The sequence below is a fragment of the Mumia xiangluensis genome (assembly GCF_010994095.1).
GTDB lineage: Bacteria > Actinomycetota > Actinomycetes > Propionibacteriales > Nocardioidaceae > Mumia > Mumia xiangluensis.
In genome coordinates this window covers 111,757-134,971 of the sequence record NZ_WJYO01000005.1, presented here as the reverse complement: position 1 = coordinate 134,971, position 23,215 = coordinate 111,757, and the positions used below count along the sequence as shown (strand labels likewise).

General features: G+C 72.0%; 20 protein-coding genes. 6 read left to right on the top strand and 14 right to left on the bottom strand.

Going from position 1 to position 23,215, the window contains the following annotated elements:
- Positions 1-19 precede the first annotated feature (19 nt).
- Complete coding sequence (locus GH747_RS16065; protein ID WP_149770638.1) at positions 20-1,924, top strand: penicillin-binding transpeptidase domain-containing protein; 1,905 nt, start codon at positions 20-22, stop codon at positions 1,922-1,924.
- A gap of 178 nt (positions 1,925-2,102) precedes the next feature.
- Here GH747_RS16065 and GH747_RS16060 read toward each other — a convergent pair whose 3' ends face one another.
- The 10 genes from GH747_RS16060 to GH747_RS16015 form a co-directional block, all read right to left on the bottom strand.
- Positions 2,103-3,698: an N-acyl-D-amino-acid deacylase family protein gene (locus GH747_RS16060; protein ID WP_149770637.1), complete on the bottom strand. Its 1,596-nt coding sequence runs from the start codon at positions 3,696-3,698 to the stop codon at positions 2,103-2,105.
- Positions 3,695-4,648, bottom strand: coding sequence for a sugar kinase (locus tag GH747_RS16055; RefSeq protein ID WP_228552958.1), 954 nt, complete (start codon positions 4,646-4,648; stop codon positions 3,695-3,697). The genes GH747_RS16060 and GH747_RS16055 overlap by 4 nt, the downstream gene beginning before the upstream one ends.
- Entirely contained in the window at positions 4,641-5,303 is a 663-nt protein-coding gene (locus GH747_RS16050) for a bifunctional 4-hydroxy-2-oxoglutarate aldolase/2-dehydro-3-deoxy-phosphogluconate aldolase (RefSeq protein ID WP_149770636.1), read from the bottom strand. Before GH747_RS16050 ends, GH747_RS16055 begins: the two co-directional genes overlap by 8 nt.
- Positions 5,303-5,683 (bottom strand): RidA family protein, encoded by a 381-nt coding sequence (locus tag GH747_RS16045; protein ID WP_149770635.1) that lies wholly within the window; start codon positions 5,681-5,683, stop codon positions 5,303-5,305. The genes GH747_RS16050 and GH747_RS16045 overlap by 1 nt, the downstream gene beginning before the upstream one ends.
- A gap of 67 nt (positions 5,684-5,750) precedes the next feature.
- A complete protein-coding gene (locus GH747_RS16040; protein ID WP_149770634.1) occupies positions 5,751-6,995 on the bottom strand; it encodes an alanine racemase in 1,245 nt (414 codons plus the stop codon).
- A gap of 18 nt (positions 6,996-7,013) precedes the next feature.
- Positions 7,014-8,264, bottom strand: a complete 1,251-nt coding sequence (ftsY, locus tag GH747_RS16035) for a signal recognition particle-docking protein FtsY (RefSeq protein ID WP_149770633.1) — start codon at positions 8,262-8,264, stop codon at positions 7,014-7,016.
- The gene (gene cydC, locus GH747_RS16030; protein ID WP_149770632.1) at positions 8,233-9,861 is read right to left on the bottom strand and encodes a thiol reductant ABC exporter subunit CydC; all 1,629 of its coding nucleotides are present in this window, start codon (positions 9,859-9,861) and stop codon (positions 8,233-8,235) included. The genes ftsY and cydC overlap by 32 nt, the downstream gene beginning before the upstream one ends.
- Positions 9,858-11,624 (bottom strand): thiol reductant ABC exporter subunit CydD, encoded by a 1,767-nt coding sequence (cydD, locus tag GH747_RS16025; protein WP_149770631.1) that lies wholly within the window; start codon positions 11,622-11,624, stop codon positions 9,858-9,860. The genes cydC and cydD overlap by 4 nt, the downstream gene beginning before the upstream one ends.
- Positions 11,621-12,628 carry a cytochrome d ubiquinol oxidase subunit II gene (gene cydB / locus GH747_RS16020; RefSeq protein ID WP_149770630.1) on the bottom strand — a complete coding sequence of 336 codons (1,008 nt, stop codon included), beginning with the start codon at positions 12,626-12,628 and terminating at the stop codon, positions 11,621-11,623. Before cydB ends, cydD begins: the two co-directional genes overlap by 4 nt.
- A gap of 13 nt (positions 12,629-12,641) precedes the next feature.
- Positions 12,642-14,054: a cytochrome ubiquinol oxidase subunit I gene (locus GH747_RS16015; RefSeq protein WP_149770629.1), complete on the bottom strand. Its 1,413-nt coding sequence runs from the start codon at positions 14,052-14,054 to the stop codon at positions 12,642-12,644.
- 193 nt (positions 14,055-14,247) lie between these two features.
- Here GH747_RS16015 and GH747_RS16010 point away from each other — a divergent pair, with 193 nt between their 5' ends.
- Positions 14,248-14,616: a BlaI/MecI/CopY family transcriptional regulator gene (locus tag GH747_RS16010; RefSeq protein WP_149770628.1), complete on the top strand. Its 369-nt coding sequence runs from the start codon at positions 14,248-14,250 to the stop codon at positions 14,614-14,616.
- Entirely contained in the window at positions 14,613-15,527 is a 915-nt protein-coding gene (locus tag GH747_RS16005; RefSeq protein WP_149770627.1) for a M56 family metallopeptidase, read from the top strand. The genes GH747_RS16010 and GH747_RS16005 overlap by 4 nt, the downstream gene beginning before the upstream one ends.
- On the opposite strand, the gene GH747_RS16000 is transcribed toward GH747_RS16005, so the two are convergent.
- Positions 15,499-15,747, bottom strand: a complete 249-nt coding sequence (locus GH747_RS16000) for a hypothetical protein (protein ID WP_149770626.1) — start codon at positions 15,745-15,747, stop codon at positions 15,499-15,501. The genes GH747_RS16005 and GH747_RS16000 overlap by 29 nt on opposite strands.
- Before the next feature lie 165 nt (positions 15,748-15,912).
- On the opposite strand from GH747_RS16000, the gene GH747_RS15995 reads away from it, so the two are divergent.
- From GH747_RS15995 to GH747_RS15985, 3 genes are read left to right on the top strand one after another with little or no spacing between them, the layout of a single operon-like run.
- Positions 15,913-16,779: a tetratricopeptide repeat protein gene (locus GH747_RS15995; protein ID WP_149770625.1), complete on the top strand. Its 867-nt coding sequence runs from the start codon at positions 15,913-15,915 to the stop codon at positions 16,777-16,779.
- The gene (locus GH747_RS15990; protein ID WP_149770624.1) at positions 16,776-17,987 is read left to right on the top strand and encodes an ATP-binding protein; all 1,212 of its coding nucleotides are present in this window, start codon (positions 16,776-16,778) and stop codon (positions 17,985-17,987) included. The genes GH747_RS15995 and GH747_RS15990 overlap by 4 nt, the downstream gene beginning before the upstream one ends.
- 31 nt (positions 17,988-18,018) lie before the next feature.
- Positions 18,019-18,534 carry a GNAT family N-acetyltransferase gene (locus tag GH747_RS15985; protein WP_205602982.1) on the top strand — a complete coding sequence of 172 codons (516 nt, stop codon included), beginning with the start codon at positions 18,019-18,021 and terminating at the stop codon, positions 18,532-18,534.
- 49 nt (positions 18,535-18,583) lie between these two features.
- Here the strand turns inward: GH747_RS15985 and GH747_RS15980 are convergent, their stop codons facing one another.
- From GH747_RS15980 to GH747_RS15970, 3 genes are all read right to left on the bottom strand, one after another.
- The gene (locus tag GH747_RS15980) at positions 18,584-19,033 is read right to left on the bottom strand and encodes an acyl-CoA thioesterase (protein WP_149770622.1); all 450 of its coding nucleotides are present in this window, start codon (positions 19,031-19,033) and stop codon (positions 18,584-18,586) included.
- Between the two features lie 128 nt (positions 19,034-19,161).
- Positions 19,162-22,719, bottom strand: a complete 3,558-nt coding sequence (gene smc, locus GH747_RS15975) for a chromosome segregation protein SMC (protein WP_149770621.1) — start codon at positions 22,717-22,719, stop codon at positions 19,162-19,164.
- A gap of 228 nt (positions 22,720-22,947) precedes the next feature.
- A complete protein-coding gene (locus tag GH747_RS15970; protein ID WP_149770620.1) occupies positions 22,948-23,145 on the bottom strand; it encodes a hypothetical protein in 198 nt (65 codons plus the stop codon).
- Positions 23,146-23,215: the final 70 nt, after the last annotated feature.

Genomic DNA, 23,215 nt, shown 5'->3' with positions numbered 1-23,215 from the left:
CCCGGGTGAGGATGGGGCAATGGCTTCCCCCGCCCGCTCGACGTCGCTGACCCGCCCGGCCGCACTTGCGCTGACCGCCCTGCTGACCGCGGGCGCGCTCACCTCGTGCAGCAGCACGCCGTCCGCCGATCCGGAGGCGGAGCGCCTCGCCGAGGGTCTCTCCCAGCTCGACCTGTCCGACGTCGCCGTCGACGGCCAGCAGGCCACCGAGGACCTCGCACGGATCACCGGCGGGCTCGACGGGATCAAGCCCGCCGTGACCGTGAAAGAAGTGGCCGAGGACGACGACTCCGAGAAGGCGACCGCCACTCTCGCGTACACGTGGAAGCTCGGCCCCGAGGTCGCCTGGGAGTACCAGACGGAGGCCGAGCTGACCCGGTCGGAGGACGACTGGACGGTCACCTGGGCGCCGTCGATCGTCGCGCCCGACCTCGCCGAGGGACAGCGGCTACGGGTGAAGACGGTCGCGCCGCTGCGCGGCGACATCATGGGCGGCGACGGTACGGCGCTGGTGACCGAGCGCGCGGTGCTGCGGATCGGCCTCGACAAGGCCGCCGTCGAGCCGGCTCGGCAGCAGGACTCGGCCCGCGTCATCGCTCAGAAGGTCGACATCGACGGCGACGCGTACGCCAAGAAGGTGGCCGCCGCTGGTCCGAAGGCGTTCGTCGAGGCGCTCGTCCTGCGGACCGCGGACGCTCCCGCGCTGGGTGACGTCGAAGCGGTCGCCGGCGCGCGGGTGATCTCCGACGAGCTTCCCCTGGCGCCGTCGCGCACGTTCGCCGCCGGCATCCTCGGGACCGTCGGCGACGCGACGAAGGAGCTGATCGACGACAGCGAGGGTCGCCTCACCGCCGGCGCGCAGACCGGCCTCTCCGGCCTGCAGCGGCGGTACGACGAGACGTTGCGCGGGCGTGACGGCTACGTCGTCGAGCTCGTCAGCGACGCCGCCGAGGATCCGGCGAACCCCTCCCCCGACCTCAAGGCGACCCCGGTGTTCGAGGCGGCGCCGGTGCCTGGCGAGCCGTTGAAGACCACGCTCGACCCGGCCTTGCAGACGCTCGGCGAGCGGGTCCTGGCGAAGACCCGGCCGGCGAGCGCGATCGTCGCGATCCGTCCGTCGGACGGTGCCCTGCTCGCTGCAGCGACCGGTCCCGGCGCCGACGGTCAGGCGATCGCGACGACCGGGCAGTACGCCCCTGGCTCGACGTTCAAGATCGTGACCGCGCTGGCCGCCCTCCGCGCCGGCGTGAAGCCGTCGACGACGACCCCGTGCCCGGCCACCGTGGTGGTCGACGGCAAGTCGTTCAAGAACTACGACGACTACCCGAGCAGCGCGCTCGGACGCATCCCGTTCGCCGAGGCGTTCGCCCAGTCGTGCAACACCGCGATGATCGGGTTGCGGGACAAGGTCGGCCAGGGCGATCTCGCATCCGCCGCAGCCTCGCTGGGGATGGGTGTCGACCAGGACCTCGGGTTCCCGTCGTACTTCGGCTCGGTCCCCACCGAGGCGCCGACGACCGAGCACGCCGCGTCGATGATCGGCCAGGGCAAGGTCCTGGCATCGCCGTTCACCATCGCCACCGTGGCAGCCTCGGTCGCTGCAGGCCGTACGGTCGTCCCGAACCTGCTGCCCGACGTCGCTGCCCCCACGGTCGACTCCTCGTTGACGGCCGCCGAGGCCCGCCAGCTCCGTACGCTCATGCGCCGGGTCGTCACGAACGGCAGCGGGCGCGGCCTCGCGGGGCTGGGCGGGTCGATCGGCGCGAAGACGGGCACCGCCGAGTACGGCTCTCCCGTCAAGACGCACACCTGGATGGTCGCCACGGACGGTGATCTCGCCGTGGCGGTGTTCGTGGAGACGGGTGAGTCGGGCTCGCAGACGGCCGGGCCGCTGCTGAAGGCGTTCCTGTCCGGAGCCCGCTGACCCCGTCGCGAGTCACCGTCCCCGCCTCGCGAGTCCCCGTCCCCGCCTCGCGAGTCCCCGTCCCCGGTTCGCGAGTCCCCGTCTCCGCACGGACGGATGGCCGGGTGACTCGCGAAGGCCAAAGCGTGACTCGCGAAGGGCAAAGAGTGACTCGCGAGGGGGAAAGAGTGACTCGCGGTTAGGAGAGGGTCGGGACGTACGTGCCGCGGCTCTCGGGCACGTCCTGGCCCAGACGCCACGCCACCTCGCCCCCGACGAGGACGCGCTCGACGCCTCCCGGGTGGCGGCGCGGCTCGGCGAAGGTGGCGCGGTCCTCGAGCGCCACGGGATCGAGCACCACGAGGTCGGCGACGCTTCCCGGCTCGACCGTGCCTCGCCCGCGGAGCCCGAACCGCCGCGCCGACAGGCCCGTCATCCTGTGCACCGCCTCCGCGCGCGAGAGCGGGCCTGACGCCCCGGCGTACTCGGTCAGGACGCGGACGAACGTCCCGTACAGGCGCGGGTGGACGTAGCCGCTGCGGTTCGGGAGCCCGTCGGACCCGACCATGCTGTGCGGCCACGAGAGTGCCTGGCCGACGCCCTCGGGATCGGTGTGGAACAGGACGGCGGTCAACGACCCGCCCTCCTCCGCGAGCAGGTCGACCAGGCACGCGTACGGGTCCTGTTCCCGCGCGGCGGCGATCTCGGCCAGCGTGCGTCCCTCGTACGCGGAGCTCGACGAGCTCGAGAACCCGGCGAGCAGGGCGTTGGACGGGCCGATCGCGAGCAGCGTGTTCTCGAGCCCGGCCCCCTCCCAGGGACGAGCAAGCTCGGCGGCGAGCCGGCGGTGGGCCCCGGGATCGCGGACGGCGCGCCGTACCGAGGCCATGCCGTCGCGGAGCGCCCAGGACGGGAGCAGGGTCGAGGTGGTGGTGCTCCCCGCGGCGTACGGGTAGACGTCTGCCGTGACGTCGATCCCCGAGGCCCGGTGCGCGTCGAGGCGGTCCAGGATCCTCGGCATCGACCCGGCGTTGCGTGGACCCGTCACCTTGAGGTGGCTGAGATGGATCGCGCAGCCCGTCTCCGCTCCCAGCGCCACCACCTCGTCGATCGAGGCGAGCACGTGGTCGCCCTCGTTGCGGACGTGGGCGGCGAGCACGCCGTCGTGGGCGGCGACGACTCGCGCCAGCTCCTCCAGCTCGGAGCGACCGGCCGCGTTGCCGGGCGCGTAGAGCAGCCCGAGCGACAACCCCGCCGCTCCCGCCTCCATCGCGTCGTGGAGCTGCCCGCACATGGCGTCGACCTCGCGGGCGCTCGCTGCGCGCGCCTCGGGCCCCATCGCCGCGACCCGGAGGGCAGCGTGCGCGGCGAGGACCGCGGCGTTGACCGTCCGCGGTGCGGCGGCGACCGTCTCGGCGTAGGCGCGGACCGAGTCGAACGACAGGTCCGTACGCTCGCCTCCGAGCACCGGCGCGAACATCTCCCCGAGGCCGGACCCGGGTGTCGTCGGGGCGCAGCCGTGCCCGCAGTTGCCGACGACGACGGTCGTCACGCCCTGCCGCAGCTTCGGCACACAGCCCTGGTCGTCGAGGATCGCGAGGTCGTCGTGAGCGTGCGTGTCGACGAAGCCAGGGACGATCTCTCGACCCTGCACGTCCTCGACCACGCAGCCGACGGGCGCCGCGAGCGCGGGGCCGACGGCGGCGATCCGGCCTGCGGCGACCAGGACGTCGGCGCGCTGCGGCGGAGCCCCCGTGCCGTCGATGACGGTCCCGCCGCGCAGCAGCACCGTCATCGGTCGACGTGCTCCGGGTCGGTCGCGGCGGCCAGGTCGGCGCGGAACGGGAGGCCCTCCCAGTCGCCGTCGACCGTGCAGGCGTACGCGCCGAGGGTCACCGCGAGCTCGAGCCGTGCCGCAGGCTCGTCGCCGGCGACCAGTCCCGCGAGGTAGCCGCCGACGAAGGCGTCGCCCGCGCCGACCGGGTCGACGACGTGGACGCTCATCGCCTCCTGGCGGTGCACCGCGTCGTCCACGACCGCGACGCACCCCCGCGACCCCAGCTTCACGACGGCCTGGGCAGGCCCGAGGCGCGCCAGCGCGCGTGCTGTCTCCGCCGGGTCTGCGTCGGGGTCCACGTCGACGAAGAGGGCGGCCTCGTCGAGGCCGGCGAACACGACGTCGCTGCGTGCGAGCAGCGGGGCGAGCGCTGCGGCAGCCGCCTTGCTCCCCCACAGCTTGCTGCGGTGGTTGACGTCGAACGAGATGAGCACGCCGGCCGCCTTCGCCACGTCGACAGCGCGCTCGACGGCGGACGCGGCCGTCGCCGACAGTGCAGGCGTGATGCCCGTGACGTGCAGGATGCCGGCTCCGGCGACGGCGTCGACCGGGACGTCCGCTGGCTCCAGCCGCGACCCGGCGCTCCCCGACCGGTGGTAGTGGACCCGGGTCGACGTCGCTGACCGGCGCTCCTTGATCAGGAGGCCGGTGGGTGCGTCCGGGTCGCGGACGACGGCAAGGTCCACACCCTCGGCACCGAGCTCGCGTCGCACCACGTCGCCGACCGCGTCGGTGCCGAGCCGGCCGATCCACGTCACCGGGACGCCGAGCCGAGCCAGGGCGACCGCGACGTTGCTCTCGGCGCCCGCCACGCTCAGGGTCAGCTGTGCGCCGCGCGCGAGGGGACCTGCGCCGCGCGTGACGAGCAACCCCATCGACTCCCCGAGCGTGACGACGCCCTCAGGCACGGATCCGCTCCTCGTACGCTGCAGCGGTCGACACCGCGGAGACGAGCGTACGGGCGCGTGCGCCGAGTGCCTCGAGGTCGCCGCCGTCGAGCGCGTCCCCGAGCAGCGGACCACCCAGGCTCACCGCCACGCAGCCGGCGTCCAGCCACGACCGGGCGTCGGCGATCGCAACCCCGCCGGAGGGGATCAGCGCGACGTGCGGCAGCGGACCCTGCAGCTGGCCGACGTAGGAGACACCCACCAGGGAGGCGGGGAACACCTTGACGGCGCTCGCGCCGAGCTCCCAGGCCAGGCTGATCTCGGTCGGCGTCAGCGCTCCGGGGATCACTGGCACCCCGGCGTCGCGGAAGGTCTCGACGACCTCCGGCACCACCGTCGGGGTGATGGCGTAGTCGACCCCGACATCGGCCGCGCGCAGGGCGTCGTCGCGCGTCAGCACCGTGCCGACGCCCACGTCGCAGCCGCGCGGGAGCCGTTCACGCAGTGTCTCGACCGCCTCCAGCGCGCCCGGCGTCCCCAGCGTCACCTCCACGCTGACGACCCCGTTCTCGGCGAGGGTCTCCGCTGCGGAGACGACGTGCTCGCCGCGGCGTGCCCGCAGCACCGCCACGATCCGCGACGTCCGGGTCGGTTCGGGCAGCGGGATCCTGGCCATCAGGACCTCAGCAGGGCGACGCCGTCGATCTCGACGAGGATGCCGGACAGCTGCGACCCGACCGTCGTACGGACGGGGTGCGGCGTCGGCAGCGCTGCACCGTACGCGACGTCGAACGCCGCCCAGTCCGCGAGATCGGCCAGGTGCACCGTGGTCTTCACCAGCAGGTCGAGCCCGCTCCCCGCGGCGACGAGCGCGGCCTCGAGGTTCTTGATCGTCTGGACCGTCTGGGCCTCGATCCCCGAGGGGAGCTCGCCGGTCGCGGGGTCGTGCGGGCCGAACCCGGCGGTGTACACGAACCCTCCTGCCACGATCGCCTGGTTGTAGGCGCCGGCGGGGCGAGGTGCGTTCTCGGTGCTGACAGGTTCACGAGTGTTCATAGACGCAACGTATCCACATCGCGGCCGCCTCGGCGCTCAGAACCTCCCCGCTCGGGGTCCGAGGCCCTCAGAAGTAGGTGCGGACGATGCCGGACACGGTGTCGTCGTCCTCCAGCACCGCGATCACGCGCCACCGGTCGAAGGCCGTGCACGGGTGCGAGATCCCGAAGGAGACAAGGTCGCCGGGAATGAGCGGCTCCATGTCCGCCGGCACGTCGAGATAGCCGTGGTGGTCGTTGATGCGGGCGAGCACGAGGCCCTCCGGGGCGGGCTCGACCACCGTCGAGCCTGCACGCCGTACGCCTCGAGGGACGGCGAGCCCTTCGTCGTACGGCGCCTCGCGCTTGCCGAGCCCGACGATCGCGAGCCCGGGCTCCGGCGTCGACGTCACCTGGGCCCACACCTCCAGAGCGGCGTCGAGGCCGCCCTCGTCCGGGACGCGGTTGAACGGCGTCTTCGTGCGGTAGACCCCGTCGTCGTGCGAGACGTACGCCCCGCTCCGCAGCACCACCTCTGGCCGGGGGCCGGGCCACCCGTGGGTGAGGACGTCGACGACCACGTCGAAGTATGCGCTGCCGCCGGCGGACACGATCGGCCGCGTGCCGGTGTCGAAGGGCATCTGGGAGGTCGCCTCACGGAGTGTCTCGAGGAAGGACCGTGCTTCCTCGACGGACGTCAGCCCGCCTTCGTAGCCCGCCGCACCAGCGAGCCGGACGCCGGAGGTCTCGGTGACGCGCCGAGCGAGGTCGACAGCGCCGGCCACCGTCCGTACGCCCGTCCGGCCACCGTCGTGCCCGACCTCCACGAGGACGGAGAGCGGACGCACCCCTCCGGCGGCGGCGTACGCGGAGCCGGCGGCGGCGATGCCCTGCACGGAGTCGACGTAGAAGAGGACCTCGAGATCAGGATCGGTGTCGAGCTCGCGAGCGAGCCAGGTGAGCACGCCGGTGTCGAGCAGCTCGTTGGCGACGAGGATGCGCCGCACTCCCATGCGCCGTGCGGCGAGCAGCTGGTTGGCCGTCGCCACGGTGATCCCCCACGCGCCGGCCGCGAGCTGGGCGTCGAACAGCACCGGAGCCATCGTGGTCTTGCCGTGCGGCGCGAAGGCGAGGCCGTGCCGGGCACAGTACGCCGCCATGGTCGCCACGTTGCGCTCGAGCGCGGTCCGGCGCAGCACCATGACCGGCCAGGTGAACGTGCCGTCGAACAGGGACGCCCCGCTCGATGCGAGGACGTCGTCGGACGTCTCCCCCTCGGGCATCCACAGCCCCGTCGTCCGCCAGTCGACGACTCCCGCGCACTCGTCCACCATCGCCCCCTCCTCCGTCGGTCAGGCCAGCAGTGCGTCCACGAAGCCCTCGGGGTCGAACGGCGCCAGGTCGTCCGCACCCTCGCCGAGCCCCACGAGCTTCACCGGGACGCCGAGCTCGCGCTGGACGGCGATGACGATGCCGCCCTTGGCCGTCCCGTCGAGCTTGGTGAGCACGATGCCCGTGACGTCGACGACCTCGGCGAACACGCGCGCCTGTGTCAGTCCGTTCTGGCCGGTGGTCGCGTCGATGACCAGCAGCACCTCGGTGACGGGTGCCTGCTTCTCGATGACGCGCTTGACCTTGCCGAGCTCGTCCATGAGGCCGGCCTTGGTGTGCAGCCGGCCAGCGGTGTCGACGACAACGGTGTCGTAGCCGCCCTCCTTGCCGGTCTTCACCGCGTCGAACGCGATCGAGGCCGGGTCGCCGCCCTCGGGGCCACGTACGGTCGGGACCCCGACGCGCTCGCCCCAGGTCTGGAGCTGGTCGGCAGCGGCGGCGCGGAACGTGTCGGCTGCGCCGAGCAGGACCGTGTCCCCGTCGGCGACGAGCACGCGGGCCAACCGGCCGACCGTGGTCGTCTTGCCGGTGCCGTTGACGCCGACGACCAGGACGACACCGGGCGCGCCCTCCGCGCCGGTCGCTGCGATCGAGCGGTCGTACGACGGGTCGATCTGCGCGATGAGCTCCTCGCGCAGGATGGCTTTGGCGCGGTCGGGCTCGACGACGCCCTCGACCTTGATCCGGGTGCGGAGCGTCTCGACGAGCTCCTGGGTCGGCGTCACACCGACGTCGGCGGCAAGGAGGGTGTCCTCGATCTCCTCCCAGGTGTCCTCGTCGAGCCGGTCGCGGCCGAGCAGGGCCAGGAGGCCCTTGCCGAGCGACGACTGAGACCGTGAGAGGCGCTCGCGGAGGCGGACCAGGCGGCCCGCGGTCGGAGCGGGCTGCTCGACCTCGGGAGCGGTCGTGACGTCGTCCACGGCCAGGTCGCCCTCGGCCGGAGGCTCGACGTTGTCGGTGTCGGCCTCGTCGATCTCACCGGGCTCGGGCAGCGCGGGCTCGAGCCCGTCTCCGGTCGGGGTCGGCTCGGCCTCGGGATGCTCCCGGAGGTCGTCGAGCCGCCGATCGACCGTGTCGGCAGGGGGCAGCGCCCTGCCTCGGGAGCCGATGACGAGGGCCACGGCGACGCCGATCACGAGGATGGCGACGACCAGGGCGACGAAGAGGAAGAGCGTGGTGTCAGACACGATCCACGATCCTAGTCGCCCCATCGAGGCGAACGACGGTCGACGCGGCCGCGAGGGCGCGCTCGTCGTGGCTGACCAGGAGGATCGACCGGTACGGCGCGAGCTCGACGAGGTCCCTCAGGAGCGCCTCGGCCGTGGCGGCGTCGAGGTGCTCGGTCGGCTCGTCCAGGATCAGGACGCGGTGCTGGCCGAGCAGCAGCCGCGCCAGCCCGAGCCGCTGCCGCTCCCCTCCGGACAGGCGGCTGCCGTTCTCACCGACCTCGGTGTCGAGCCCGTCCGGCAGCCCGGCGACGAACGCCGCGAGGCCGGCGCCGGCGAGGGCAGCGTGCAGCGTCACGTCGTCGGCGTCAGGGTCGGCGATCCGGAGGTTCTCGCGGATCGTCGTGTCGAACACGTGCTCGTCCTGGCGCAGCGTGGCCACGACTCGGCGGACCTGCTCGCCGGTCAGCGCGTCGATCGGCGTGCCCCCGAGCGTGATCGTGCCCGCTTGCGGTGCCGCGAGCCGGAGGAGGACTGCGGCGAGCGTGGACTTCCCTGAACCGCTCGGCCCGGCGACCGCGACCACCGCGCCCTCGGGGAGGTCCAGGTCCAAACCCCGTACGAGGGCGGGCCCCTCCCCCCAGCCAAGGGCCACGTCGCGGAGGCGCAGCTCGAAGCCGGCCGGGTCGGGGGCTGGGACGGCCGGGTCCACGACGTCGCCGTCAGCCGTGACGAGCTCGTCCACGCGGCGGCGCGAGGCCGCCGATCGCTGATCCTGCTGCTCGACCGCACTCAGACCCTCGAGGGGCTCGGCGAGTGCGACGGGCGCGAGCACGACAACGGCCAGCAGCACCGGTCCCAGAGTGCCGTCCGCGACCGCGGCGACCCCGGCCACCGCGATCACGCAGGTCGCGGCACCGAGGCACAGCCGTACGACGAGGATGCCGAGGCCGTCCAGGAACGCTGTGCGGCGCTCGGCCGCCGCGAGCGCGGCGCCCGTCCGGGCGAGATCGCCGGCTGCTGCCTCGCCCGCGCCGTACGCAACGAGGTCGCGCGACGACAGCACCGCCTCCGACACCTCCGCAGCGAGCCGGCCGCGCAGCTCGGCGGTCGCGGCGCTCGCCCGCGTACCGCCGATCCGTACGGCGAGGACGACACCGATCCACGCGACAGCGACGCTCACCGCGAGGACGACACCGCCCAGCGGGAACACGGCGAGAACCAGCCCGACGACGACGGCCGCGGACACCGCCGTGATCGCACGAGGCACGGTCACGCGGACGAGGCGGTCCTGGAGCGCCTCGACGTCGGACGCGATGCGCGCGATCCGCTCCCCCCGGCGTCCCGCCGCGAGAGTGGCCGGCGAAAGGCGCTCGAGCCGGGAGTAGACGGCGATCCGGAGGTCGGTGCCGACGCGAAGCGCGCCGTCGTGGGTCAGCAGACGCTCGACGTAGCGCAGGGCCGCACGGCCGATCCCGAGTGCGCGGACACCGACGATGGCGACCATCAGGTAGAGGACGGGTGGCTGCTGCGCCGCGCGCGAGATCAGCCACGCCGAGACCAGCAGGAGCCCGATCGAGGCGAGGCTGGCCAGCACTCCGAAGAGTCCGCCGACGAGGAGGCGCTTGCGTGCGGTGGTCACGAGACCACCACCAGCGGCGCGGGGAGGGGCACGACGGCGTCCGCGTCGGCGACGAGCGCGCGGCGGTGGGCCACCACGAGCACGGTCACGCGCGCGTCCCGCAGCGCACGGCGTACTTGCTGCTCGCTCGTCGGGTCCAGCCCCGCGGTCGGCTCGTCGAGCAGCATCACGGCAGCGCCGCCGCGGCGTACGCGGAGCAGCGCTCGGGCGACCGCGAGCCGCCGCCGCTCGCCCGCGGACAGGTTGGCGCCGCCCTCGTGGACGTCGCGCCACGGGTGCAGGTCCGGCGCGCCCGCGTCCCTCAACGCGGCGAGGACGTCCCGGTCCGAGGCGTCCGGCGCGCCGAGGCGGACGTTGCCGGCCACGGTGCCTGCGAGCACGCCCGGGACCTGAGGGACCCACGCGAGCTCCGCGCGCCAGGCCGTGAGGTCGAGGTCCGCGAGGTCGTACGTCGTGCCGTCCGCCGTGCGCACGACGACGCGCCCGGTGGTCGGGGCAACGAATCCCATCAGCACGTCGACGAGGGTGCTCTTGCCGCATCCCGAAGGACCGGTGAGCGCGGTGACCTGCCCGGGGGCGAGGGTCAGCGACGTCGCGGCGAGAGCGGGGGTCGTACGGCCCGGATAGGAGACGGAGACCTCCTCGAGGGTGATGGTGGCTCCGGCGAGGGTGGGGTGGTCTCGACTCGCTCCGCTCGCTCGACCAGCGGGAAAGCCGCTCGCTCGACCAGCGGGAAAGCGGCTCGCTCGACCAGCGGGAGCGTCGAGGATCGCGTACACGTCGTCCGCGACCGCACGCCCCTCCGCCGAGTCGTGGAAGTGGGCACCGACCTGGCGCAGCGGCAGGTACGCGTCGGGGGCGAGGACGAGCACGAACAGTCCCGTCATGAGCGTCATGTGGCCCTCGACGAGCCGCAGCCCGATCGAGACCGCGACCAGCGCGACCGAGATCGACGCGACCAGCTCCAGCACGAACGACGACAAGAACGCCAGCCGCAGTGCCCCCATCGTCTCGCGGCGGTTGCGCTCCCCGACCTCGGCGATGCCCTTCGTCTGGTTGCGCGAGCGCCCGAAGACCTTCAGCACGACCAGCCCGTCGAGGACGTCGGAGAAGTGGTGCGACAGCCGGACCAGGGCGCGCCAGCGGCGCTCCGTACGGTCGCGCGTCACGTAGCCGACGAGCACCATGAACACGACGACCAACGGCAGCGTCACCGCGATCGTCACTCCGGACAGCGGGTCCGCGACGAACACGGACACGACGACGACGGCGGGGACGGTGAGCGCCAGCACCAGCTGCGGCAGGTACTTCGCGAAGTACGGGTCGAGCTTGTCCAGCCCCGGCCCCAGCAGCGTCACGACCGCGCTCGAGGAGGACACTGCGCTCGAGACCGACGCCGTGCCCGAGCCCGACGCCGTGCTGCCCGGCGAGCCGCCCAGCAGCTGCGCGACGACCTCGCTGCGCAGCTGCTGCTTCACCTGGACGGCCGCCCGTGCCGAGACGACCGTGTGGAGCCAGCCGAGCAGCGCTCGCCCGGCGACCACCGCGGCGAGGGCGACGAGCGCGGTCGTCACCGCCTCGGTCACGCCGCTCCCCTCGAAGCCGTCCGACACGACCGACGCGATCAGCCACGCCTGAGCCACCACGAGCCCGGCGACGAGCGTGGCGAGGACGATGCTGACGACCAGGTACGCGCGCACCGCCCGCGAGCGCCGTACGAGTCGCGGATCGATCGGGCCACGGGCGGAGGCGACAGGTGTCATGCGTGCACGGCCTCGGGGATGGACTCGACGCTGATCCGCTTGCGAAACACCCAGTAGCTCCACGCCTGGTAGCCGATGACGATCGGCACGAAGATGAGCGCGACCCAGCTCATGATGCCCAGCGTCTTGTCCGTCGAGGCGGCGTTCTCGGTCGTCAGGCTGTACGCCGCGTCGAGCGTGGACGGCATGACGTCGGGGAACAGCCCCACGAACAGCGCCGTGACCGCGAAGCCGATCGCCGCCATCGTGCCGACGAAGGCCCAGCCGTCGCGACGCGCCCAGGCGGCGATCAGGCCGCCCACGAACGTGAGCGCAGCGAGGCCGGAGAGGACCCACACCCAGCCCTGGTCCTGGTCGAGGCACGTCCACAGCAGGAACGCGACGGCCAGCACGGCCGCGACGAGCCCCACGCGCAGCGACGCGTCGCGGGCCCGCTCGTGGATGATGCCGCGGGTCTTGAGCGCGAGGAAGTTCGCGCCGTGGGTGAGGAAGAGCGTGAGGGTGACCAGTCCCGCCAGCAGCGCGTACGGGTTGAGGAGGTCGAAAAACGTGCCGACGTAGTTCTTGTCGGCGTCGATCTCCACGCCGCGGACGATGTTGCCGAACGCGACGCCCCACAGCAGGGCGGGCACGAACGAGCCGACGATGATCGCGGCGTCCCAGCGCTTCTTCCAGGCGGCGTCGTCGCGCTGGTGCCTGTACTCGAAGGCGACACCCCGCACGATCAGCGCGACCAGGATCAGCAGCAGCGGCAGGTAGAACCCGCTGAACAACGTCGCGTACCACTCCGGGAACGCGGCGAAGATGCTCGCGCCGGCCACGATCAGCCAGACCTCGTTGCCGTCCCACAGCGGCCCGATGGTGTTGATCATCGTCCGCCGCTCGCGGTCGTTCTTGGCCAGGAACGGCAGCAGCATGCCGACGCCGAAGTCGAACCCCTCGAGCACGAAGTAGCCGATGAAGAGGAACGCGACGACGCAGAACCAGACGGTGGTGAGCTCCATGACTCGTCTCCTCTCAGTACGCGAACGCCATCGGGCGGTCGTCGGGTTGCTTGCCGGTCTCGTTGTCCGGATCCACGTCCGGCAGGCCTGCCTTGATCGCCTTGAGCAGCAGCTTGACCTCGATCACGGCCAGGACGCCGTACAGGAGGGTGAAGACGATCAGCGAGGTCAGCACCGTGCCTGCGCCGACGTTCGGAGAGACTCCTGCCTCCGTGCGCATCAGCCCGAACACCAGCCACGGCTGGCGGCCCATCTCGGTGAAGATCCAGCCGAAGGAGTTCGCGAAGAGCGGGAGCAGGGTCGCGGCGACCGCGAGCCAGACCGGCCATCTCCGGTCGCCCCGCGGGACGCGGCCCTTCCGGGTCGACCACAGCATCCACGCACCGATGACCATCGCGAGCATGCCGCAGGTGATCATCGCCCGGAACGACCAGTACGTGACCGGGATGTACGGCTTGTAGTTGCCCGGACCGAAGGTCTCCTCGTACTCGGCCTGGAGGTTGTTGATGCCCTGCACCTCGCCGTCCCAGGTGCCGGTCGCGAGGTACGACAGGAGGTGCGGGACCTCGAGCTGGAACAACGGCTCGGATCCGTCGAGCGGGCCCACGGTGAGGATCGAGAACGGCGCGGGCTGCTGCGTCTCGTACAGGGCCTCGGCTGCCGCCATCTTCATCGGCTGCACCTCGGTCATGACCTTGCCCTGGATGTCTCCGGTCACGACCGTGCCGAGTCCGGCGACGATCAGGGTCACGGCGCCGAGCCGCAGCGAGGAGCGGAACGCGTCGGCGTCGACCGGCTTGCGCCGGATCAGCCACCACATCGAGATCGCCGCGACGAGCCCGCCGGCGACCATGAAGGCGCCGAACAGCGTGTGCGGGAGCGTGATGAGGACGACCTTGTTGGTCAGGACGTCGGCGAAGCTCTCCAGCTCCGCGCGGCCCCGCTCCGCGTTGTAGGTGTAGCCGACCGGGTTCTGCATGAAGGAGTTGGCGGCGAGGATGAAGTACGCCGACAACGCCGTGCCGAACGCGGCGATCCACATGCAGGCGTTGTGGATCGCCGGCGAGAGCTTGTCCCACCCGAAGATCCACAGGCCGAGGAACGTCGACTCGAGGAAGAAGGCCAGCAGACCCTCGATCGCGAGGGGCGCCCCGAAGATGTCGCCGACGAAGCGGGAGTAGTCGGACCAGTTCATCCCGAACTGGAACTCCTGGACGATGCCGGTCACGATCCCCATCGCGAAGTTGATGAGGAAGACCTTGCCGAAGAACTTGGTCAGACGGAGCCACTTCTCGTTGCGCGTGCGCACCCAGGCGAGCTCGAGGCCCGCCACGAGGAACGACAGCCCGATCGTGATCGGGACGAAGAAGAAGTGGTACACGGTGGTGATGCCGAACTGCCACCGTGCGATCTCGAGTGCTTCCATGGTGCCCCTCATGGCTCGAAGTGCTCGTCACGCTAGTACGAGAGACCGTGGGCGGCGACTCGGTGTGACAACCCTGACGAGCTGTGTTCACCCGACCGTCTACGACGCTCTGTAGGAGAAATCTACTACGCCGCGTCGTAGTTCGAGAGGTGGGGTACGACACAGCGTCGTAGCACCCCGTACCCTTGGTGGCATGGCACGACTCGGCGAGCTCGAACGCGAGGTGATGGACCTCCTCTGGGAGTCCCCCACCCCTCTGACCGGCCGCGAGGTCCTCGACCGGCTCACCCCGCGGCGTGACCTCGCCTACACGACCGTCACCACGATCCTCGACCGGCTGGCCCGCAAGGACGTGGTCGTCCGCGAGCGCAGCGGCCGCGCCTTCACGTACGCCCCCACGCTCGGCCGCGACGAGCTGACGGTGACGTTGCTGAACGAGGTGCTGGCCTCAGCAGGCGACGACCGGACCGCGGCGCTCGTGCACTTCGCCGAGACCGCCAGCGACGACGACGCCCGCGCCCTCCGCGAAGCCCTCGCGCGCATCGAGGCGCGCGAGCCATGACCACCCCGCTCCTCCTCGGGCTGATCGGGCTGGCGCTCGCACAGCCGGTCCCGGCCCTGCTGGCGCGGATGGACTGGCCGTACCGCGCGCCCCGGGCCGCGATCGCGCTCTGGCAGGCGCTCGCGCTCGCGGCCATCCTCGCCGTCGTCGGCGCGGGTCTGTCGGCGTCGCTGTGGCTGGTCGTCCACGAAGGTGTCCCGAACCCGGATCCGGCAGCCTGGCGCGTGGCGCTGCACGTCGCGTTCTTCGCCCTCACCGTCGTGGTCGTCGTGCGGCTCACGTGGTCGCTGCTGAGCGTCGCCGTCGAGGTGCGCGCGGCCCGTCGCCGGCACCGCGCGATGGTGGATCTCGTCGGGGCGCGCGACGCCGCACGCCGTTCGGTCCGCATCCTCGACGCGAACGAGCCGCTCGCCTACTGCGTGCCCGGCCTCGACGCGCGTGTCGTCGTCTCTCGCGGGGCCCTCGACTCGCTGTCACCGGAGGAGCTCGACGCGGTCCTCGCGCACGAGAGCGCCCACCTGCGCGCCCGGCACGACCTCGTCGTCGACACCTTCACGGCGCTGCACCGGGCCTTTCCCCGCGCCCTGCGCAGCGACGCCGCCCTGGTCAGCACCCGGGTGCTGGTCGAGCTCCTCGCCGACGACCACGCGCGGCGCCGTACGGGGACGACGCCACTGGCCCGTGCGCTCGTCAAGCTCGGCTCTCGCCCTGCGCCGGCGGGCGCGCTCGGCGCCACCAGCACGCTCGTGCGCCGCATCGACCGGCTCGAGAGCACGACCGCCGACGACGGACTTCGGCACGGAGCGATCGAGGGTGCCGCGTGCTACGTGCTGGCGGCGGTCGTCGTGCTCGGGCCGACGTTCACCTTGGCGGTGCCCTGGATCAGCTCGGCGTGGACGACCCTGAGCTGACGCGCTCGCGACTCACGGTCCCCGGCGCGGCGACGTCCGGGTCCGGCTGGATCCCGACCTGCTCCGCGAATGCGCCGAGGGCCTTGTCGATCCGTTCCGAACCCCACATCGCGGCGGGCACCCGACGACCCCGGTACGGGAACGCGAGCACCACGACGAGCAGCATCGCCGCGATGACGATGATGAGCATGACGGGCACGATGACGACTGCCGGCGACATGTGGCACAACCCCCAAGATCTGGCCAAAACGGACTTCCCCAAGGCTTTCACACCCGCGGCTCAACCGCGTCTTCGGGAAGCGGTCCCCGAGCATGACGTGCGTCACTCCTCACGTCGAGCAGGCCCGCTCGTCCCGCATGCGACATAGGTCACTACGATCCCGCCATGACGAGCACGAGTGACGCCCTGACGATCGCGCAGCACTGGTTGGACGTCGGGAATCCTCAGCGGTGCCTCGACTCCCTGGATGAGACCGCCCTGGAGCTCGACCCGCCGTACGCGTTCGGTCTGCGTGCTCTAGCCCTGTTGCGACTCGGTCGCCCCGAGGACGGGCTGGCTGCCGCCCGCCGCGGGCTGGAGATCGCGCCCGGCAACGGCCTTCTGCACTTCTACGCGGCGCAGGCGTCCGACGCACTCAAGCACGCTGAGGAGGCCGAGCGCCACTACCGCATCGCGCAGGAGCAGCTGCCGGAGGCTGTCGGGGTGGTGACCCAGTACGGCACCTTCCTCGCCTTCGCACATCGCGAGTCCGAGGCACGCTCCCTGCTGCGCCGAGCACGCGAGATCGCGCCGGAGGATCCGACGGTCCACCTCCTGGACGCTGAGATCGCGGCGCAGGCGAAGAACTGGCCGCGGGTCCAGGCCAGCGCCCGCCGCGTCCTCGCTGAGGACCCGGAAGACACCCGTGCCCTGGTGCTTGACGCCGTTGCGGCCTCGAAGCTCGGCGATCACGACACAGCGGCACGCAGCGTCCGTCGCGCGGCAGCGAGCAGGGTCGGCGACCAGACTCTGGCGCTCGCCGCACGACAGTCCGCAGTCGCGATGCTCCCTGCGATGTGGCCGTTGAGGCTGGTGAGCCGCTTCGCCTGGTGGCAGATCTGGCTCGCCGCCCTGATCACCCTCCGGCTGATCCGAGCGACGGCCCCCGAGCCGGTGTGGATCACGGCGACGATTTTGTGGATCGCCTTCGTGGCGTACAGCTGGGTGCTCCCTCCCCTCCTGACGGCGTGGGTGAAGCGGAGGATGCGGTGACCACGCCCGGTCGCTCGCGCATCGACGGTCTGCGTGCCGCACTCGAGGCGAGCCCGGACAACGAGACTCTGCTGCTCCTGCTCGCCGAAGCGCTGCGGGCAGACGGTGAGGGCGACGCAGCGCTCGATCTGTACGAGCGTCTGCTCGCGACGCACGCGCTCCCTGCCCACGATGCCCTGGCGGTCGCCGACCTCGCGCTTGCGCTCGGGCGCCTGGGAGTGGCGCGCGGCTGCCTCGAGGTCGCGCGAAACGGCGGTGAGGTCGAAGGGCTGGCAGACCTGGAGTTGCGCATCACGACAGCGCTCGCCACCTCCGATGCCCCGATCGCCCAGGCAGCGGAGACGGTCCGGTTCAGCGACGTCGGTGGCCTCGACCACCTGAAGAAGGTTCTGCACCGCATGATCGTCATGCCGTACGTGCGGCCCGACCTCTACGCGAAGTACGGCCGGCGAGGCGGTGGCGGGGTGATGCTCTACGGCCCGCCGGGATGCGGCAAGACCCTCGTGGCGCGGGCAGTGGCCGGAGAGTGCGGTCTGCCGTTCGTGCCGATCCGGATCGAGGACATCGTGTCGCCGTATTTCGGCGCCTCGGAGACGAATCTCGCCGAGGTGTTCGCCCATGCGCGAGCGCTCGCGCCCTGCGTCGTGTTCATCGACGAGCTGGACGCCCTGGCGTACAAGCGCCACCGGGCGGAGGGCGACTCGGCACGCCGTCTCACCAATGTCCTCCTTCAGGCGATGGACGGGGTCGGCAGCGACACCACCGACATCCTGGTGCTCGGCGCCTCCAACGAGCCGTGGGACGTCGACACGGCCCTGGTCCGCCCCGGCCGGTTCGATCGGCATGTGTTCATCACGCCACCTGACGCCGACGCACGCGCGGTGATCCTCCGGCGCCTGCTCCGCGACGTGCACACGGACGCTCGCGCGATCGATCGCGTCGTCGCGCGGACGGACTTCTTCTCCGGAGCCGACCTGCGTGCCGTCGTCGAGCGCGCCGCAGACCGCGCGATCGACCGCGCGCTCGACACCGGCGACGAGGCACCGCTCGGAGCCGCCGATCTCGACCATGCGCTGACCGATCTTCGGCCGAGCACGCTCGACTGGCTGCGCCGCGCACGCGACCACGTCGAGTTCTCCAACGCCGACGACCGCTGGGAGGACGTCGCCGCATACCTGCGGAGCCGGCCGATCCGAAAACGGCTCTGAACCTCGGGGTCGACACTCGTACGATCGCGTGGTGCCCCTCCCCCGCGTCCGCATCATCCACCTCTCCCCCGAGACCCTCCGCGCGCTCGCCGAGGGCGACCTCGACGCAGCGAACGCCACGGCGCCTGTGCCGCTGTCCGACGCGTTCGTCGGCGAGGACTTCCTCGGGGTGTGGCGGATCCGCGCCCAGCAGGTGATCGACGATCCCCCGAGCGCTGCGTGGATCACCGGTGCGGTGTGGGACGAGGACAGCAGACGTGCCGTGGGGCGGGCCGGATTCCACGGGCCGCCGGACGACGACGGCATGGTCGAGATCGGCTACGCGGTCGACCCGGAGGTCCGCCGGCGCGGATATGCGCGGGCAGCGTTCGAGGTGCTTCTCGCGCGAGCCGACGCCGACCCTGCGGTGCGCGTCGTCCGGGTGACGATCGCACCGGACAATGCGGCATCGCGCAACCTCGTCCTGCCGTACGGGTTCGTCGAGGTCGGCGAGCAGTGGGACGAGGAGGACGGCCTCGAGATCGTGTACGAGCGCCCGACCGCCTGAGGACCGCCGACGGCGGCCGGCTGTCACGGCGAACTGCCGCGGGGTGGGGTCAGGCGCGCACGAGCGGCGCAACCGCCGTACGGATCGCGTCCGGCACCGGGGTCACCTCGCGGCTCTCGCGTGTCACGTAGACGTGGACGAACCGCCCGATCGCGGCGGGCTCCGGCGACGCGCCCTGGAACAGGCCGATCTCGTACACGATCGAGGAGTTCCCGAGCTTCTCCACCGCGAGCCCCACCTCGACGTCATCGGGGAACCCGAGCTCGCGCTTGAACCGGCAGCTCGTCTCCACCACGAGGCCGATCGCGTCGAGGCGGCGGATGTCCGTGCCGGTCGCGTCGATGAGGTAGCCGTTGACGGCGGTGTCGAAGTACGAGTAGTACGTCACGTTGTTCACGTGGCCGTACACGTCCTCGTCGGACCAGCGCGTCGTGATCCGGCGCATGACCGGGAAGTCGTCACGGGTGGGGCTGGTGGTCTCACGGGAATCGGCACTCACGTCGTGAGGATAGCGAGCAGGGTCTGGGCGCCGACGAAGCCACCGCTGCTAGGACGAAGCGCACGTTGTAGGTGTGGCTTCGTCCTAGGAAGCGTGGCTTCGCCCCAGCCTCACGCGCCGGACGATACCTAGGCCGGCTCGGCCTCGCGGATGCGCTGGCTGATGACCGCGGACACGCCGTCGCCGCGCATCGACACGCCGTACAGGGCGTCGGCGACCTCCATCGTGCGCTTCTGGTGGGTGATCACGATGAGCTGGCTGTTCTCGCGCAGCTCCTCGTAGATCTCCAGCAGCCGCCCGAGGTTCGTGTCGTCGAGTGCGGCCTCGACCTCGTCGAGGATGTAGAACGGGCTGGGCCGTGCCTTGAACAGCGACACCAGGAACGCGACCGCCACCAACGACCGCTCGCCGCCGGACAGCAGCGACAGCCGCTTGACCTTCTTGCCGGGCGGGCGCGCCTCGACCTCGATGCCCGTCGTGAGCATCGACGACGGGTCGGTGAGGATCAGGCGTCCTTCGCCGCCGGGGAACAGCCGCGAGAAGACGCCTTCGAACTCGCGCGACACGTCCTTCCACGCACTCGTGAACACCTCCTCGACGCGCTTGTCGACCTCGTCGACGATCTCGAGCAGGTCCTTGCGGGTCTTGCGCAGGTCCTCGAGCTGCTCGGACAGGAACTTGTGCCGCTCCTCGAGCGCCGAGAACTCCTCGAGCGCCAACGGGTTGACGCGCCCGAGCAGGGCGAGCGCCTTCTCGGCGGTGCGAAGACGCTTCTCCTGCTCGGCACGGACGTACGGGACGGGGTCGGGATCGGGCTCATCCTCGGGCGCGTCGACGGGGCGCGGCACGGGCACCAGCACCTCCGGCCCGTACTCGGCGACGAGCGAGTCGGCCTCGACGCCGATCTCCTCCAGCGCACGCTGCTCCAGAGCCTCGATCCGCAGCCGCTGCTCGGCGCGCGCCACCTCGTCGCGGTGCACCGAGTCGGTCAGCCGCGAGAGCTCGACGGACAGGTCGCGCAGCGCACGGCGTACGTCGGCAAGCTGCTGCTCGCGCTCGGCCCGGGCCGCGGTGATCTCGTCGCGGGCCTTCTTCGCGGCGGACAGCGAGACGGCCAGGTGCTCGAGGACGACCTGCGCGGTCTCTCCCACCGCACGCGCGGCAGCACCCTCGCGCCGCAGCCGCTCGCGGCGTACGCGGTCGCGTTCGCGCGCCGTCCGCTCCTCGGTCGCGCGGCGACGCAGTCCCGCGGCGCGGCCGGAGATCGCCCGCGCCCGCTCCTCGCTCGTACGCAGCGCAAGGCGCGCGTCGGTCTCCTCGGCGCGCCGCGTACGGGCAGCCTCGGCGAGCCCCTCGAGGCCGCTGGTGTCGGGCTCGTCCTCGGGTGCGTTCTCGGCGTCGGTCAGCCGCTTCTCGAGCTCGGTCAGTCCGGTGGCCGCGTCGTCGCGTGCCTTCTGCGCAGCGGTGATCGCCGCCGCGAGCCGGGTGCCCTCGTCCTTGGCGGCCTTCACCGTCGACCCGAGCTGGGCCAGCTTCTCGGTGAGCGCGTTGGTCTTGGCCTCTGCCGCGCGGCGCTCGGCGACCGCGACGTCGAGTCGCTGCTTGGCCTCGGCACGCTGCTCCTTGAGCTCGAGGACCTCGGCGCCGAGCTCCTCGCGGCGCACCGCGAGGGCACGCAGCTTCTCGGCGGCCTGGTCGACGGCCGCCTGGACCTCGATGAGGCTGGGGACGTCCTGCGACCCGCCGGCGACGTAATGACCGCCCACGAGGTCACCCTCCCGCGTCACCGCGACGAGGGCGGGGTCACGCTCGATGAGGGCGCGCGCGTCGGCGATGCTCGCGACGACGGCGACCCTGTCGAGCATCCGCTCCAGGGCCGCCATCACGCCCTCGGGTGCGGCGACGACGTCGACGGCGTACGTCGTCCCCGGCGGGAGCGACGGCCATCCACCACGCTCCAGCGCGGCCGCGGACCCGACGAGCAGACCTGCCCGGCCGTCCTCGGATGCCTTCAGGGACTCGACCGCACCGATGGCGGTGGCGAGGGTGTCGACGGCGACGGCGTCGGCCGCGGGCCCGAGGGCGGCGGCGATCGCGGTCTCGTACCCGGCGTCGACCGTGACCACGGCGGCGACGGACCCGAGCACTCCCCCGAGGCGTTCTGAGGCGCCGAGCACGGCTCCGGCGCCGTCCTTGCGCGCCAGACCCATCTCGAGCGCTTCCTTGCGAGCCTCGAGCCCGGCGCGCTCGCGGTCGGCGGCGTGGACGGCGTCGGTGGTCTTCGCGAGCCGGTCGCTCGCGTCCTCGAGCGCGGCCTCGGCGGCGTCGATCTCCGCGGCCACGCCGGTCTCGCCCGAGTCCAGGCCGGCGACCTGGGTCTCGGCGCCGGTGAACTCGTGCTGGGCGCGCTCGGCACGCTGCTCCGCGAGGAGGCGGTTCTCCTCGAGGCGGCCGATCTCCTCCTCCGCGGCGAGCACGCGCGTACGGAGGGTGTTGACCTGCCCGGTCAGGCGTGCGAGGCCTTCACGACGGTCGGACGCGGCGCGCAGGAGGTCGGCGAGCCTGCGCTCCTCGGCCTGGTACGCCTCCTCGGCGCCCTTGCGTGCCGCGATCACGTCCTGGAGGCCCTTCTCCGCGGCGGTCACCTCCTCGGTGATCGCCTTCTCCTGTGCCTCGAAGCGCGTCGCCTCCTCCTCGAGCTCCTCCGGGTCCCGCCCGCGGCGGTCGTCGGGCGGGAGCGCGGCGGCGTTGCGGACCCGCTCCGCGGCGAGCCCGGCGGTGCCCTGGACGCGCTCGCGCATGCTGTTGAGGCCGTACCAGGTGTCCTGCGCCTCCTGCAGTCGCGGGGCGTCGGAGCGCAGCGCGTCCTCGAGGGCGGCCTCCTCGGTACGCTTCTGGTGGACCGCGCCCTCGACCGCGGAGCGCTTGAGCCGCAGCGCCTCCTCGTCGGCGAGCTCGGTCTGCAGCTGCTCGCGGGAGCGGAGGACGTCGTCGGCGAGCAACCGGGCGCGGGCGTCGCGCACGTCCGCCTGGACGACGGCGGCCTTGCGAGCGACCTCGGCCTGGCGTCCGAGCGGCTTGAGCTGGCGGCGGATCTCGGCGAGCAGGTCCTGGAGCCGGGTCAGGTTGCCCTCGGTGGCGTCCAGCTTGCGGAGCGCCTTCTCCTTGCGCTTGCGGTGCTTCAGGACGCCTGCGGCCTCCTCGATGAAGCCACGGCGGTCCTCGGGCGACGCCTGCAGCACCGAGTCGAGCTGGCCCTGGCCGACGATGACGTGCATCTCGCGGCCGATACCGGAGTCGCTGAGGAGCTCCTGGACGTCGAGGAGCCGGCACGAGCTGCCGTTGATGGCGTACTCGGAGCCGCCGTTGCGGAACATCGTCCGCGAGATCGTCACCTCGGCGTAGTCGATCGGGAGGGCGCCGTCGGAGTTGTCGATGGTGAGGACGACCTCGGCTCGGCCGAGCGGCGCGCGGCCGGACGTACCGGCGAAGATGACGTCCTCCATCTTGCCGCCGCGCAGCGACTTGGCGCCCTGCTCGCCCATCACCCAGGCGAGGGCGTCGACGACGTTGGACTTGCCGGAGCCGTTGGGACCGACCACGCAGGTGATGCCGGGCTCGAGCTGGAGGTGGGTGGCAGAGGCGAAGGACTTGAACCCACGCAGCGTCAGGCTCTTGAGGTGCAAGCCAGTGCTCCTTCACGCATTCGGCTCAAGACGAGCTGTCTCAGACTGTGTCCCGGTGAGGACGATGGCGCCGAGGCAGAAACGCCACGTCGGCGGGACTGCAGGCAGCGGGGAAGGATGCCGCTCTCAGCGTAGGCGACCGACGCGGGTCGGACGACGCGCCACGCCCGGGCAGGCGGGGGTGTGTGTCGGGCCCAGAACGACCGAGGCCGGGTCAGGCCGGTCAGGTCAGGATGTCGCGGGCTCGAGCAGGTCAGCGGTCGAGAGGTCCACGGGTGCGAGCCCGGGCGAGGCAACCAGCTCGTCGTTCTCGTGCTTGAGCCGGATCACCTCTGCTTCCAGATCGGCGATGCGTCGGCGGAGCTGAGCCTCGCGGGCCTGGTGGACGTTCGGCGTCGCCACGTAGCCGAGGAGAGCCTTGGCCATCGGAGTCCTTCTCATCGGGAGTGATTGGGATGGGCGCATCCTCCGCATCCAAGATGTCAGGACGACAAGG